General features: G+C 72.5%; 12 protein-coding genes. 7 read left to right on the top strand and 5 right to left on the bottom strand.

All coding sequences use genetic code 11. The annotated features are described in order from the left end of the window. Positions 1 to 3: 3 nt before the first annotated feature. A complete protein-coding gene (locus FXF51_RS38940) occupies positions 4 to 1,947 on the bottom strand; it encodes an FtsX-like permease family protein (RefSeq protein WP_148439769.1) in 1,944 nt (647 codons plus the stop codon). Then, positions 1,944 to 2,627 (bottom strand): ABC transporter ATP-binding protein, encoded by a 684-nt coding sequence (locus FXF51_RS38935; protein WP_148439768.1) that lies wholly within the window; start codon positions 2,625 to 2,627, stop codon positions 1,944 to 1,946. Before FXF51_RS38935 ends, FXF51_RS38940 begins: the two co-directional genes overlap by 4 nt. 92 nt (positions 2,628 to 2,719) lie before the next feature. Between FXF51_RS38935 and FXF51_RS38930 the strand changes: the two genes are divergently transcribed. Together FXF51_RS38930 and FXF51_RS38925 are read left to right on the top strand one after the other, a co-directional pair. Then, positions 2,720 to 3,370 (top strand): response regulator, encoded by a 651-nt coding sequence (locus tag FXF51_RS38930; protein WP_148439767.1) that lies wholly within the window; start codon positions 2,720 to 2,722, stop codon positions 3,368 to 3,370. Positions 3,371 to 3,416: 46 nt separating this feature from the next. Further along, positions 3,417 to 4,142 carry a DUF4328 domain-containing protein gene (locus tag FXF51_RS38925; protein ID WP_148439766.1) on the top strand — a complete coding sequence of 242 codons (726 nt, stop codon included), beginning with the start codon at positions 3,417 to 3,419 and terminating at the stop codon, positions 4,140 to 4,142. Positions 4,143 to 4,149: 7 nt separating this feature from the next. On the opposite strand, the gene FXF51_RS38920 is transcribed toward FXF51_RS38925, so the two are convergent. The 3 genes from FXF51_RS38920 to FXF51_RS38910 are packed head-to-tail and all read right to left on the bottom strand — an operon-like array spanning position 4,150 to position 8,895. Further along, entirely contained in the window at positions 4,150 to 7,803 is a 3,654-nt protein-coding gene (locus FXF51_RS38920; RefSeq protein WP_187414802.1) for a DNA polymerase III subunit alpha, read from the bottom strand. After that, a complete protein-coding gene (locus FXF51_RS38915) occupies positions 7,803 to 8,069 on the bottom strand; it encodes a DUF6504 family protein (RefSeq protein WP_187414801.1) in 267 nt (88 codons plus the stop codon). The genes FXF51_RS38920 and FXF51_RS38915 overlap by 1 nt, the downstream gene beginning before the upstream one ends. 58 nt (positions 8,070 to 8,127) lie before the next feature. Beyond that, positions 8,128 to 8,895, bottom strand: a complete 768-nt coding sequence (locus FXF51_RS38910; RefSeq protein ID WP_148439765.1) for a GntR family transcriptional regulator — start codon at positions 8,893 to 8,895, stop codon at positions 8,128 to 8,130. A 112-nt stretch (positions 8,896 to 9,007) separates the two neighbouring features. On the opposite strand from FXF51_RS38910, the gene FXF51_RS38905 reads away from it, so the two are divergent. Genes FXF51_RS38905 through FXF51_RS38885 form a run of 5 tightly spaced genes read left to right on the top strand, consistent with a single transcriptional unit; the run spans position 9,008 to position 13,490 of the window. Beyond that, the gene (locus FXF51_RS38905; protein ID WP_148439764.1) at positions 9,008 to 10,162 is read left to right on the top strand and encodes an ABC transporter substrate-binding protein; all 1,155 of its coding nucleotides are present in this window, start codon (positions 9,008 to 9,010) and stop codon (positions 10,160 to 10,162) included. Further along, positions 10,159 to 10,986: an ABC transporter permease gene (locus FXF51_RS38900; protein ID WP_148439763.1), complete on the top strand. Its 828-nt coding sequence runs from the start codon at positions 10,159 to 10,161 to the stop codon at positions 10,984 to 10,986. Before FXF51_RS38905 ends, FXF51_RS38900 begins: the two co-directional genes overlap by 4 nt. Next, complete coding sequence (locus tag FXF51_RS38895; RefSeq protein ID WP_148439762.1) at positions 10,974 to 11,825, top strand: ABC transporter permease; 852 nt, start codon at positions 10,974 to 10,976, stop codon at positions 11,823 to 11,825. The genes FXF51_RS38900 and FXF51_RS38895 overlap by 13 nt, the downstream gene beginning before the upstream one ends. Continuing rightward, complete coding sequence (locus tag FXF51_RS38890; RefSeq protein ID WP_148439761.1) at positions 11,822 to 12,895, top strand: ABC transporter ATP-binding protein; 1,074 nt, start codon at positions 11,822 to 11,824, stop codon at positions 12,893 to 12,895. The genes FXF51_RS38895 and FXF51_RS38890 overlap by 4 nt, the downstream gene beginning before the upstream one ends. Then, positions 12,885 to 13,490 (top strand): HAD family hydrolase, encoded by a 606-nt coding sequence (locus FXF51_RS38885; RefSeq protein WP_148439760.1) that lies wholly within the window; start codon positions 12,885 to 12,887, stop codon positions 13,488 to 13,490. Before FXF51_RS38890 ends, FXF51_RS38885 begins: the two co-directional genes overlap by 11 nt. Positions 13,491 to 13,518: the final 28 nt, after the last annotated feature.

The following is a 13,518-nucleotide window of genomic DNA, read 5'->3' as shown; positions in this document are numbered from 1 at the left end:
AGGTCAGTCGGGGCGGGGTGCCGGGTCCTCGGTGATCGAGCGGAGCAGCGGGCGGCTCAGGGCGCCCGCCGCGATCACCCCCGCGAAGCCCGCCACGACGCAGCCCGCCAGCGTGAGCGTGCCGGCCACGTTCATGCCGCCGATCATGAACGGCGCCGCGCAGAACGCTCCCACCAGGATCGCGCCGCCGCCCATCACCGTCAGCGGGACGAGCGTCTCGGTCCGCCGTGCCCGGTCGAGCACCTCCAGCGGCGTGCCCGCCAGCCGCAGCAGCCCGTACGTCTGCCGCCGGTCCAGGATCGACGACGTGGCCGTGATCCCCGAGCTGGCGATGGCCACCAGGAACGACACCGACAGCACCACGATCGTGCCCACCCGGACGTCGGTCAGGATCTCGCTGCCGAAACGCCGGTCGTCACGCTCGGTGGTGGGCGTGCGGCCCGGCACCAGCCCGGCCAGCGCCGTACGGGCCCGGTCCAGGGTGACCGCGTCGGCGGAGCTGCCCAGGGCCGCGACCACGACGTTCTTGACGGGCCGCACCGTGGCCGTCACCCCGGCCGCGCGCAGCCGTTCGCGGGCCTGCGTGGCCACCTCCGCGGCTTGCCCCGCCGGGGCGGTGACGCGGAGCTGCGGCGGCCCCGTCACCTCGGTGGCGAAGCCGGACGGGCTGAGCAGCCCGAGGAAGCCCGCCACGAAGCCGGTCAGCGCCACCCCGCTCACCGTGCGCCAGGCGGAGCGCGGATCGTCCACCAGCCGCCGCCCGGCGAGCAGCCGGGCCGGGCCCCGCGCGGTCGCCGCCGTGATCCGGCCGATCAGGCCGACCACCCACGGCCCCACCAGGTTGACGCACAGGAACGCCAGGGTCAGCGCCACCGCCACGATCGCCACGCTGGTGCCCCTGGTCAGGACCGGGAACGCGATCAGCACCGCCAGCAGGGCGAGCACCCGTACGAAGCGCATGGCGGGCGGCGTCTCCCGCTTGGCCACGCCGAGCGGGCTCACCACCACCCGCCGCAGGCCCGCCACCGCCGACAGCCCCACCAGCAGCGGCACCGCGACCAGCACCCCGGCGAGCACGAGCGGGCCGGGGAACAGGTCGGCGGCGTACCACGGCCCGCCCTGCATCTCGATCATGGCCAGCAGGGGCACGGCCAGGGCGAAGACGACGGCCCCCGCCAGCGCGCCGGCCAGCGCGACGATCACCGCCTCCGCCACGGTCATCGCGACCACCTGCCCGGGCGTCGCCCCGATCAGGCGCAACGCCGCCAGCCGCTGGTCGCGCCTGGCCACCGTGAGCCGGGCCGCCGCGCCCCCGAACACCAGCAGCGGCACGACCATCAGCACGCTGGCCACCAGTGAGAGCGCCTGGTAGGCCTCGGCGTCCTCGCTCGGCAGGCCGGCCAGGTCCGCGACCTTGACGGGCGGCTTGGCGATGATCCAGTCGTCGGATCGCTCGGCGGTCATGGCCGGGGCGTCCGGTCGCTGGCCGACGACCGCGACAAGCTCGTCCGGGTGGACGAGCGCCTCGTCCCCGAGCACGCCCTTCAGGTTCGGATAGCGGCCGGACAGCTCCTCGGCGGGCAGCTCCTCGGCCAGCTCAGCCAGGGCCGGCGACAACCACACCTCGCCGGGCGCGGGGAAGCGCGGCATGCCGGGCGGCGGCGCCGGGTTCCTGCCCGCGAGGGCGGCCAGGTCGACGACGGTGATGGTCCGGTCGCGGACGAAGTCGAAGCGCGACGCCTCGACGGCCACCGCGGCTCCCGCCGCGGCCGGGACGGGGTTGCGCCAGGCGCCGCGTTCGGCCCTTGCCTGGAAGGCGGAGTTCGCGGCCACGGCGAACAGCAGCAGCGCCGTGGCCACCGCGACGGCGGCCAGCGTGAGCCAGGTGCCGAGCATGCCCTTGCGCCCGCCGCCCCTGAGCAGCCGCCAAGTCAGTTCCAGGTTCACGCGAAGGCTCCGCTCGTGCTGGTCAGGAGGCGGCCGTCGCGGACCTCGACCGTGCGGTCGCACCAGGCGGCCACGTTCGGGTCGTGGGTGACGACGATCAGGCTCGCGTCGTTGTGCTTGGTCGCCTCCACCAGCAGCCGCATCGTCTCCTGCCCGGTCTGCTGATCGAGCGCCCCCGTGGGCTCGTCGGCGAAGACCACGGCCGGCCTGGTGACCAGCGCCCTGGCGATGGCCACCCGCTGCGCCTGACCGCCGGACAGCTCGCCGGGCCGCCTCGACTCCATGGAGCCCAGGCCGAGCGGGCCGAACCAGTCGCGGGCCTGCCGCACGGCCTGGACCCTGGGTACGCCGCCCAGCATGAGCGGGAGCGCCACGTTCTCCTCGGCGGGCAGCTCCGGCAGGAGCTGGCCGAACTGGAAGACGAAGCCGAAGCGGGTGCGCCGCAGCGCGCTGCGCTTGCGCTCCCCCAGCGCGTCGATGCGCTGCCCGAGCAGGTGTACCTCGCCCGCGTCCGGCTTCATGATGCCGGCCAGGCAGTGCAGCAGGGTCGACTTGCCGGAACCGCTCGGCCCCATGATCGCCACGGCTTCGCCCGCCCGTACCGCGATGTCCACGCCGCCCAGGGCGACCGTCTGCCCGAACCTCTTGGCCAGGGCTCGTCCAACAAGCACGTCGTTCATGCCGTCCAGGCTCCCGCCGGAGCAGGGGACGGCGGATCGGCCGTGCGACCATAACCGCCTCGGCCGAACGGCTGATCCTTAGAGTTGGGGCCGTGACTATTCGGGTTCTCATCGCAGACGACCAGCAACTGGTGCGCACCGGATTTCAGATGATCCTGGACGCCCAACCGGACATGGAGGTCGTGGCCGCGGTCGCCGACGGGGCCGAGGCCGTGTCGGAGGCCAGGCGGCTGCGTCCTGACGTGTGCCTGCTCGACATCAGGATGCCCAAGCTCGACGGGCTGGAGGTGACCCGCGTGCTGGCCGGCCCCGGCGTGGAGAACCCGCTGCGGGTCGTCATCGTCACCACGTTCGACCTGGACGAGTACGTGTACGGGGCGCTGCGCTCCGGCGCCACCGGCTTCCTGCTCAAGGACAGCGGCCCCACGCTGCTGATCGAGGCGGTCAGAGCCGCGGCGGCGGGCGACGCGCTGGTGTCACCGTCGATCACCGTGCGGCTGCTGCAGCACCTGGCGCAGCCCCGCAGGCCCGCCGCGCTGCCCGCGAACGACCCGCTCACCGAGCGCGAGCTGGACGTCGTGCGCCTGGTGGCCAGGGGGCGGACCAACCAGGAGGTGGCCGGCGAGCTGTTCGTGTCGCTGTCGACCGTCAAGACGCATCTGGGCAGCATCCAGGCCAAGCTCGGTGTCCGCAATCGAGTTGAAATCGCAGCTTGGGCGTGGGAATCCGGCGTGGTGAGCTGATTAACAGCGGGGCTGCCGGGATACAAGTGAATCAGAACCTCAGCGCATGGCCCGGGGGGAGATCAACGTGCGCTACACCCAGGCATCGCCCACCAGAGCCGCCTCCGCCGTCCACCTGACGCTCACCGCCCAGATCCTCTCCCTCGGCGCTCTCGTGAGCTTCGAGCTGTCCCGCGGGCGCCGGCTCGCCGCCGAGCTGGCCGCCTTCGGCGGACGCCCCCAGGGGGCTGACGCCGAGGCCGTGGTGGGGGCGGTGACCCTGTTCGCGGTGCTGATGATGCTGGTGGCGGGCACCACGATCGCCGCCGCCGCCGCCTACGTGACCTGGCTCGTGCGCGCCAGGCAGGCCAACGACCGCTCCGCCGCGACCGCTCCCGTCGCCGCGGCCTGGCTGCTTCCCGGCGTCAACCTGATCGCGCCCGCGGTGCTGGTCGACGAGGTCTGGCGCGGCACCCGCCCGCCGGCCGGGCGGCGCGGGCGGTGGCTGGCGTTGCTGGCGGGCTGGTGGGCGGCGTGGCTGGGCACGATCGCGCTGTTCACCATCCGGCTGCCGCTCGACGCCTCCGCCGGTGACCTCACCGGGGTGGGGGTGCCGGAGCTGGCCTGCGCCTCGGTGGCGGCGCTGCTGTGCGGGTGCACGGTGCGGGAGCTGACGCGGCTGCAGCGGGCCGCCCGCTCGGCCCGTCCGGTCGAGGCCGGCACGGTGCACACGTTCTCGCCGCAGGCGCCGCAGCCCGCGCCGGGCTCCACGGCGGTGGGGCGCACGAGCTGAGCGCCCGTCAGGCCGCCGTGGGGCCGGAGCTGCCCGGGCTGGAGTGCCAGAGCTGCCGGGGCGCGTTGGTGACGGCTGGGGCGAGGTCGGAGTAGGGCGACAGGCGGTACCCGTTGGCGTACTCGATCTTGCGCCCGCCGACCCCCGCCAGCTCCTCCGGCGCGCGCTCGACGGCGGCCCGCACCGCCTCGATCCCCCGGGACCGCCACAGCGCGTCGAGGTCGGCCAGGTTCCAGCAGTCGACCGCCCGCAGCGACACCGCCCGCGCCCCCGTGCGCCGCACCACCCCCATGGCCAGCATGAGCCACGACCCGAAGACGATGGACGCGCACCGCCCCTGCACCGATTCGAAGAAGGTCAGGTCGATCGGCCCCGTCGAGTCGTCGAGGGTGGTGAAGATGACGCGCTGGCCCGAGCGGATGGCCGGCGTCTGGGTGGCCACCTTGACCCCGGCGACGAGGATCTCCGTCCCGTTGCGCCGGGTGAGCAGGTCTCTGGAACGCACCACGCCCAGCGCGTCGAGGAGCTCGTCGTGGAAGCTGATGACGTGTTTGCTGACGTCGATGCCGAGAATCTCCAGCTCGGCCTCGACCATCTCCGTCTCCGTCATCTCGGGCAGCTCCCCCGGCGACATCCTCTCGCCGAACCCGAGCGGGAGTTGCACCGCCGGGGGAGCCGCGTTCCTGGAGAGGTCCATGTGCGAGTTGTAGCGTTTGGACCTGCGCGGGCCCGCCTGCACGCCGATCGCCGACGCGCGGTCGAGCGCGCCGACGTGGGCGATCAGGTCGCGTCTGGTCAGCTCGCCGGGACGCCAGCGGCGCCCGTCGCCCGGGTGCAGGTCGTGCAGCGCGTCGAGGCCGCCGACCTGGACGATCCGTTCGATCGTGGGCCGTGAGGGCCTGGCCCGGTCCCAGAAGTCGGCCAGCGACGTGTACGGCTGCCCCGCCACCATGCGTTCGACCTCGGCCTCGCTCACGCCCTTGATCGCCGAGAACGGCACCCGCAGCGCGTACCCCTTGCCGATCTCCGAGATCTTGAAGTTTCTGACCCGCTGCCGGGCGTCGCCCGGGTCGGCGGGCAGGTCGGCGGGCCGCACGCGAACCTCGACGCGCGGCCCGAGCCGCTCCACCTGCCAGTCCTTGCCCGAGTTGTTGATGTCGAGCGGCAGGATCTGCACCCCGCACTGCCTGGCCTCGTCGATGATGACGCGCGGCGGGTACATGCCGGGCTCGTGCGTGAGCACCCCGGCGAAGAACGCCGCCGCGTGGTGCCGCTTGAGCCAGGCCGACTGGTACGTGGGCAGCGCGAACGCCGCCGCGTGCGCCTTGCAGAACCCGAACGAGCCGAACGCGTCCAGCACCTGCCAGGCCCGCTCCACGGCCGCGGCGTCGAACCCGTTGGCCTGGGCCAGGGGGACGAACGCCCGGCGCACCCTGGCCCGGCCCTCCGGCGTGTCGAGCGTGCGCCGCAGCTTCTCGGCGTAGGACAGGTCGCGCCCGGTCATCACCGAGATGATCTTCAGCACCTGCTCGTGGAAGACCACGACGCCGTGCGTCTCGCTCAGCGCCTCCCGCAGCCGCTCGTGCGGGTAGTACGGCTGCCGCCACCCGCCCCTGGCCTCCAGGTAGGGGGTGACCATGTCGGAGTTGACCGGCCCAGGGCGGAACAGCGAGATGTCCACGATCAGGTCGTGCATCTTGCGCGGCTCCAGCTTGGCGACCAGCTCGCGCTGGCCCGGCGACTCGATCTGGAAGCAGCCGAGGGTGCGGGCGGCGCAGATCATGTCGTAGGTGTCCTGGTCGTCGTGCGGCACGTACTGGACCTCGGGGTCGTCGCCCTGCTGGGTGTCCAGCTCGATCACGACGTCGTCCACGCGCTTGACCTCGCTCAGCGCGTACGCCAGGGCCGACTGCATCCGCACGCCCAGCACGTCGAGCTTGAGCAGCCCGGCCTCCTCGACGTCGTCCTTGTCGAACTGCGACATCGGGAACTCCAGCAGGCTGCGTTCCACCGGCGTGCGGTCGCGCAGCCCGGCGTTGCCGATCAGCACGCCGCACGGGTGCAGCGCGATGTGCCTGGGCAGCCCGTCGAGCTTCTCGGCCAGCCGGAACACGCGGTCGAGCCCGGCCTCGCCGAGCCTGCTCTCGCGCAGCTCGGGCAGGTCTTCCAGGGACGCGGTGATCTGCTTGGCCCTGATGTGCGGGAACGCCTTGGCGATGGCGTCGATCTCGTGCGGCGGCAGGCCCATCGCCCCGGCGACGTCGCGGATGGCGCTGCGGGCCCGGTAGGTCTCCATCATGGACACGCACGCCACCCTGGACTCGCCGTAGCGGTCGAAGATGGCCTGGTAGCAGTCGAGGCGGCGGGCCGACTCGACGTCCACGTCGATGTCGGGCAGCCCGACGCGGCCCTCCGACAGGAAGCGCTCCATGAGCAGGCCGTGTTCGAGCGGGTTCACCTCGCCGATGCCGATGAGGTAGTTGACCAGGCTGCCGGCGCCTGAGCCGCGGATGGCGCAGCGGATGCCCCTGTCGCGGATCATGTCCGTGATGCCGGCCACGGCGATGAAGTAGCCGGACAGGCGCTTGCGTTCGATGATGGCCATCTCGTCGTCCAGGCGCCGCCTGGCGTCGCCCGAGCGGTCGAGGCCGCGTCTGAACAGGCCGTCCTCGACCCGGTGGCGCAGCAGCGGCACGGGGTCGCGGCCGATCTCCGGCAGGTGCAGGCCCGGCGGGTCGTTGCGCAGCGCGAGCAGGTCGAGCGGCTCCATCGCGCACGCCTCGGCCAGCCGCCTGGTGGTGAACAGCAGCCTGCCCACCCGCTCCTGGTCGGCGCCGCACACCTTGGCCGCCACCTGCCACATCTCCTTGGTGCTCTTGAGGTAGGCGTGGGAGGTGGTGCGCTCCAGGTGGCGCGGGTGCAGCGGGACGAGCTGGCGGGCCGCGTCGAGCACGTCGCCGACCTGGTGGTCGGCGGGGTCGAGGTAGCGGACGGCGTTGGTCAGGACGGCGGGCACGCCCATGGTCTCGGCCAGGCCGAGCATGCGCACGGCGGTGGTGGCGTCGCGGAAGCCGTACTGGTCGACCAGCTCGATCACCACACCGGGCACGGCGGCGCGCCACCTGCCGAGCAGCGCCATGGCGTGCTCGTCGCGCCGGTCGGCCACCGCGCGGCCCACGTCGGACCTGGGGCCGAGCAGCACCACGAGCCCGTCCTCCGCGCCGAACCCGTGCTCGCCGGGGCCGCCGGCCCACTCGCCGACCAGCTCGCGGGTCACCTTGGGCGCGCCGCGCTCCCCCGCGTGGTGCGCGGCCGTGACCAGGCGGCACAGGCGGGACCAGCCCTTGCCGCGGGCCAGCACGGTGACGCGGTCCTCCGCGTCGGCGCCGGTTCGCGGGCGCGGCCTGCGGCCTCCCGGCACCGGGTTGAAGGCCGGGGCGGGGGCGTCGAGCGCCAGGTCCACGCCGACGACCGGCGCGATGCCGGCGTCCGCGCACGCCTGGACGTGCTTGACCGCGCCGTAGAGGCCGTCGCGGTCGGTCAGGGCGAGGATGTCCATCCCGTGCTCCGCCGCGCGGTTCACCAGTGCCCGCGGGAAGGCGGTGCCGTAGCGCATGGAGTAGGCGGAGCTCACGTGGAGGTGCGGGAACGGGGGCGCCATCAGTCCCACGCCCTCATCAGCAGCCAGCCGTTGCCTGCGGTGTCGTAACGCAGCTCGTAGGAGCCGACCTCGCGGCCGGGGCTGGCCTCCACCCGCCAGAACTGGCGCTCGCCGGGGTCGCCCTCGCCGGTCTTCCACCATTCGCGCGCGACCACCCACTGATCGAGGACGCGGCGGACGAGGTAGAGCCGGTCGCGCCAGACGAACTGGGTCGGCTCCCCGTCTCGGGTCCACACCTCTATCGGATCGCCATAGAGTCTGCTCAAGATCGCTTCTCCCCGCGGCTCTGGTCCGTATGTTGAGCCACCCGGGGGAAGGCGGGTGCTATGACTCGAACATATGTTCTCCGGCGCCGAAACGCAAGTCGCCGGCCTGCCGTACGAGCGGGTTGGCGCCGATCGAGTTGCGGATGCTGAAGGCCACGCTGCCTGCGCGGTAACGGTCGTCGGAGGACTCCACGGGACGGCCCTCGTGGGTGGTCGTGGTCCTGCGCTGGCGCAGCAGCGGGCTGCCGCGGCGCACTCCCAGCAGGCGGGCGTCCTGCGCCCCCGCCGGGACCGCGTCGATGAGGTGCTCGCCGTAAGCGAACACGAGGCCGATGGAGTCGTACAGCGCCTCGGTAACCGACTCGCAGTCGGCGGGCAGCTTCTCGACCGCGCCCGCCACCCACTCCGCGTACACCGTCCGCTCCAGCAGCACGGGTTCGCTCTCCAGCGTGCGCACACGCAGCACCTCCAGCACCTCCGAGGAACCCAGCCTGGCGGACTCGGGGCCCCGTGCGGCCCTGCGGCGCTGGGCGATCACCTGGCCACCGTAGCGGTAACCGTTCGCGCGTGCCCACTGGGCGAAGCTGTGCAACTCGGCGAAGCTCTGGCTGCGCGTCCTGCCGAGCACGATCCGCCTGGCGCCCTGCCGGGAGCCGACCAGCCCCTCGGCGGCCAGCACGGCGATCGCCTGGCGTACGGTGCCGCGCGCCGCGCCGTGGCGCTCCGCCAGCTCCGCCTCGCTGGGGAGCTGGGAACCGATCGGATGAGCGCCGGACAGGATCTCGTCCCGCAGCTCATCGGCGATCCGTTCATAGCGCGCAACCATCCCCGATCCTTCCCATTCACGAAAGAGCAACATTGATGCGACTAACTGGTGCTCGCTTGTTTGTACAAGTTCCCCTACGTTCTTGCCACACCCCCTGGAAAGTGGAGGCGTCGTGTTCACACCTCGCGCCCGTGCGGCCGCAGCCGCCGCGACCCTGACCCTAGTCACCGCGGCGTGCGGCGCCGCTCCCGGCACCCAGCAGACCACCCAGGCCTCACAAGGCGGGGTGAACGCCGCCACCGCCACGTCCGCCGCCGACTTCGGCGGGCTGGACAAGCTGGTCGAGGCGGCCAAGAAGGAGGGCACGCTGCACGTCATCGCCCTGCCGCCCGACTGGGCCAACTACGGCGAGATCATCGAGAAGTTCCAGGCCAAGTACGGCATCAAGATCGAGAGCGAGACCCCCGACGCGGCCAGCGCCGACGAGATCAACGCCGTCAAGACGCGCAAGGGCCAGGACCGCGCCCCCGACGTGCTCGACCTCGGCCAGTCGTTCGCGATCAGCGGGGCCAAGGAGGGATTGTTCGCGCCGTACAAGGTGCAGGCGTTCGACAAGATCCCCGAGGGCCAGAAGGAGCCGACGGGGCTGTGGGTCAACGACTACGGCGGCTACGTCTCCATCGGCTGCGACGCCAAGAAGATCAAGACCTGCCCGACGAGCTTCGCCGACCTGCTCAAGCCCGAGTACAAGGGGCAGGTCGCGATGAACGGCAACCCGACCGAGTCCGGCTCGGCCTTCGCAGGCGTGTACGCCGCCGCCATCGCCAACGGCGGCTCCTTCGACGACATCCAGCCCGGCATCGACTTCTTCAAGAAGCTCAAGGACGCCGGCAACTACAACCCGGTCGAGACCACGCCCGCCACCATCGAGAACGGCGAGACCAAGATCAGCATCGACTGGGACTACAACAACGCCGCCTACGCGCCCCAGCTCACCGCCAAGGGCATCGACTGGAAGGTGAACGTGCCCACCGACGGCAAGTACTTCCAGATGTACGCCCAGGCCGTCAACAAGGACGCCCCGCACCCGGCCGCCGCCCGCCTGTGGCAGGAGTACCTCTACAGCGCCGAAGGCCAGAACCTCTACCTCAAGGGCTTCGCCCGCCCCGTCCTGCTGCCCGCGATGACCGCCGACGGCACCGTGGACAAGACGCTGACCGCCAACCTGCCCGCCGTCGAGGGCGAGCCGGCGTTCCCGACGCCCGAGCAGGTGGACGCGGCCAAGGCCAAGCTGGCCGCCGGCTGGGACACCGCGATCTCGGGATGACCCGCTCCCGATCGTCCAGGGGCTGGCTCGGAGCGCTGCCGCTGCTGGCGTTCTTCACGCTCGTGTTCGGCGTTCCCGCCATCGTGCTGGTGGCGGGGGCGTTCACCGCGCAGGGCCGGCTCAGCCTGGCCAACGTGTCGCAGAGCCTCCAGGGCGGCTACCTCACCGCCATGCTCGGCAGCGTGCGGCTGTCGGCCGTGGTGGCGGTGCTCGGGGCCGTGCTCGGCACGTTCCTCGCGTACGCCATCGTGGCCTCGCGCAGCACGCTGCTGCGCGACGCCGTGCTGACCGCGTCCGGCGTGCTGGCCAACTTCGGCGGGGTGCCGCTGGCGTTCTTCTGGATCGCCACGCTCGGCAACTCCGGCGTGGTCAGCGGCCTGGTGGGGCTGCCCTCCGGCTCCCTGTACACGTTCTGGGGGCTGGTCGTGGTCTACCTGTACTTCTCCATCCCGCTCATGGTGCTGACCATGGCCCCCGCCCTCGACGGGCTGCGCCCGCAGTGGTACGAGGCGGCGGCGAACAGCGGGGCCACCGCCTGGCACTACTGGCGCCTCGTCGCGCTGCCCGTGCTGGCGCCGGCCATGCTCGGCGGGTTCGTGCTGCTGTTCGGCGGCGCCTTCTCCGCGTACGCCACCGCGAACGCCATGGTCGGCACCGTCGTCCCGCTCGTCACCCTGAAGATCGCCAGCGCGCTGACCGGCGACGTGCTGATCGGCTACGAGAACATCGCGCTGGCGCTCAGCCTCGACATGGTCGTGGTCGCCGGGCTCGTCATGGCGATCTACCTGCCGCTGCAGAGGAGGACCTCCCGATGGCTGCACTGACCGGCCTGGAACGGGTCTCCGGCACCGCCACGCGCCCCCGGCGGGCCTGGTGGCGCGGGCTGGTGTTCCTGCTCGCCGCGATCTACTTCCTGGTGCCCCTGGGCACCGCCTTCTGGTACACGGTCTACACGCCCACCGCCGGCGTGTCGCTGTCGGCGTACGGGGAACTGCTCACGGCCGAGGGCTTCGTCCGGTCGCTGTCGCTCTCGCTCGGGCTGTCCGTGGCCACCATCGTGCTCGTGCTGCTGCTGACGCTGCCCGCGATGCTGGCCGTCCGGCTCTTCGCGCCCCGGCTGCGGCCCGTCATGGAGGTGCTGTGCACGCTGCCGCTGATCGTGCCGCCGATCACGTTCGTGGTCGGGATCGGCACGGCGCTGCGCGGCGGGACCGACCTGCTGGCCCCGACGCCGTTCTGGGCCACCCTGATCGCCGTGCAGGACCCGGCGTTCCCCGTGGTGCTGGTGCTGGCGTACGTGGTGCTGGTGCTGCCGTTCGTGTACCGGTCGCTGGACGCCGGGCTGCGCACCATGGACGTGCGGACCCTCGTCGAGGCGGCCCGCAACCTCGGGGCGTCGTGGCCGTACGTGCTCATGCGGGTCGTGGTGCCCAACCTGCGCTCGGCGCTGGCCAGCGCGTCGTTCCTGACGCTGGCGCTGGTGCTGGGCGAGTACACCGTGGCGAGCCTGCTCGGCTACGAGCCGTTCGCGGTGTGGATCGTGACCGTGTCGGGGTCCAAGGGGCAGCTCTCGGTCGCGGTGTCGATCCTGAGCCTGCTGCTCATCTGGCTGCTCTTGCTGGCCGTGTCCACGGTCTTCAGCAGGAAAAAGGGGGGGAAATGACCGCATCGGTGGAGTTCCGGGCGCTGCGGCGGACGTTCGGCAAGACGGTCGCGCTCGACGGCCTCGACCTCGTCATCGCGCCCGGCGAGTTCGTCGCCCTGCTCGGCCCCTCGGGCTGCGGCAAGACGACGGCGCTGCGCTGCGTGGCCGGGTTCGAACGGCCCGACTCGGGCGCCGTTCTGGTGGACGGCAAGGACGTCACCGACGTCCCCGCCAACAAGCGGGACGCGGGCATGGTCTTCCAGTCCTACTCCCTCTTCCCCAACCTGAACGCCCGCGACAACGTCGCCTTCGGCCTGCGCGTCCGCAAGGTCCCCGTGGCCACCAGGCACGCCAGGGCCGCCGAACTGCTCGAACTCGTCGGCCTGCCGACGCACGCCGACCGCTACCCGCACCAGCTCTCCGGCGGCCAGCAGCAGCGCGTCGCGCTGGCCCGCGCGCTCGCCCTGGAGCCGCGCGTGCTGCTGCTCGACGAGCCGCTGTCCGCGCTGGACGCCAAGGTACGGGTCGCGCTGCGCGAGGAGATCCGCCGCCTCCAGCTCGACCTGGGCATCACCACCGTCTTCGTCACCCACGACCAGGAGGAGGCCCTGTCGATCGCCGACCGGGTCGCGGTGCTGCGCGACGGACGGCTGGAGCAGGTCGGCGCGCCCGCCGAGGTGTACGACCGCCCCGCCACGCCGTTCGTGGCCGAGTTCGTCGGCACCATGAACCACCTGGCCGGGCAGGTCTCCGGCGCCCAGGTCACGGTCCTCGGCCAGCTCCTGCCCGTGGACGGTCCCGTTCCGGCGGATCCGTCCGTGGACGTGCTGGTCCGTCCGGAAGCCGTCCGGGTCGTCCCGGCCGACGACGGACCGTCCGAGGTGCTGGCCGCCTCCTTCCGCGGCGCCTCCGTACGGCTGCGCCTCGCCGTCGAGGGCGGCGAGGTGCTCGCCGACGTGCCCGGCCACGAGGCCGCCACGCTCGGCCCCGGCGCTCGCGTCCAGGTGCGCCTGGTGGAGCGGCCCGTCCTCGTGGCGGCCCGCACCGTCACTGTCCCCGCCCCCGTCGTGGCCGCCGATGCCGTCTGACCCGGCGGCCGTCCTGCTCGACATGGACGGCACCCTGGTGGACACGGAAGGGCTGTGGTGGCAGGCCGTCGCCGCCGTCGCGGGACGTCCGCTCACCGACGCGGACGTCCCCTTCGTCCACGGGCGCACCATCGAGGACGTGGCCGTCCACCTCGGCTCCGTCACCCTCACCGGTCCCCTCACCGACGCCTTCGCCGAACGCATCCACCAGGACCTGACCGTGGTGCGGGGAGCGCCCGAACTGCTCGCCGGCCTGGCCGCCAGCGCCATCCCCACCGCGCTGGTCAGCGCCTCTCCCCGGAGCATCGTGGAGCTGGTGCTGCCACGGCTGGGGCACGCGTTCGACCTGGTGATCACGAACGAGGACACGGAGCGGGGGAAGCCGTGGCCCGATCCGTACCTGGAGGCGGCCAGGCGGCTGGGGGCCGCGCCGTCGAGGTGCGTGGCCATCGAGGACAGCCCGGCGGGGATCGCGGCGGCCCTGGCGGCGGGGTGCCGGGTGCTGGTGGCGTCACCGGAGACCGGCCTGCCCCCTTTGCACGCTGTCCGCGCTTGGCGGGCTCGTCACGGGGAAACTCTCCCTGAGGAGGCTTGAAAGTGTAAGGTTCCAGTCGACTGCAAGG

This window comes from Nonomuraea sp. PA05, from assembly GCF_008086045.1.
In the GTDB taxonomy this organism is placed as follows: domain Bacteria; phylum Actinomycetota; class Actinomycetes; order Streptosporangiales; family Streptosporangiaceae; genus Nonomuraea; species Nonomuraea monospora.
The sequence above is the reverse complement of the archived record's forward strand: the minus strand, read 5'-3'. Positions and strand labels throughout refer to the sequence as shown.

Coding starts and splice junctions, on each gene's coding strand:
- FXF51_RS38925 (WP_148439766.1), top strand. CDS start 3,417: ATGGCCCGGGGGGAGATCAACGTGCGCTACACCCAGGCATCGCCCACC.
- FXF51_RS38900 (WP_148439763.1), top strand. CDS start 10,159: ATGACCCGCTCCCGATCGTCCAGGGGCTGGCTCGGAGCGCTGCCGCTG.
- FXF51_RS38910 (WP_148439765.1), bottom strand. CDS start 8,895: ATGGTTGCGCGCTATGAACGGATCGCCGATGAGCTGCGGGACGAGATC.
- FXF51_RS38920 (WP_187414802.1), bottom strand. CDS start 7,803: ATGGCGCCCCCGTTCCCGCACCTCCACGTGAGCTCCGCCTACTCCATG.
- FXF51_RS38890 (WP_148439761.1), top strand. CDS start 11,822: ATGACCGCATCGGTGGAGTTCCGGGCGCTGCGGCGGACGTTCGGCAAG.
- FXF51_RS38935 (WP_148439768.1), bottom strand. CDS start 2,627: ATGAACGACGTGCTTGTTGGACGAGCCCTGGCCAAGAGGTTCGGGCAG.
- FXF51_RS38895 (WP_148439762.1), top strand. CDS start 10,974: ATGGCTGCACTGACCGGCCTGGAACGGGTCTCCGGCACCGCCACGCGC.
- FXF51_RS38885 (WP_148439760.1), top strand. CDS start 12,885: ATGCCGTCTGACCCGGCGGCCGTCCTGCTCGACATGGACGGCACCCTG.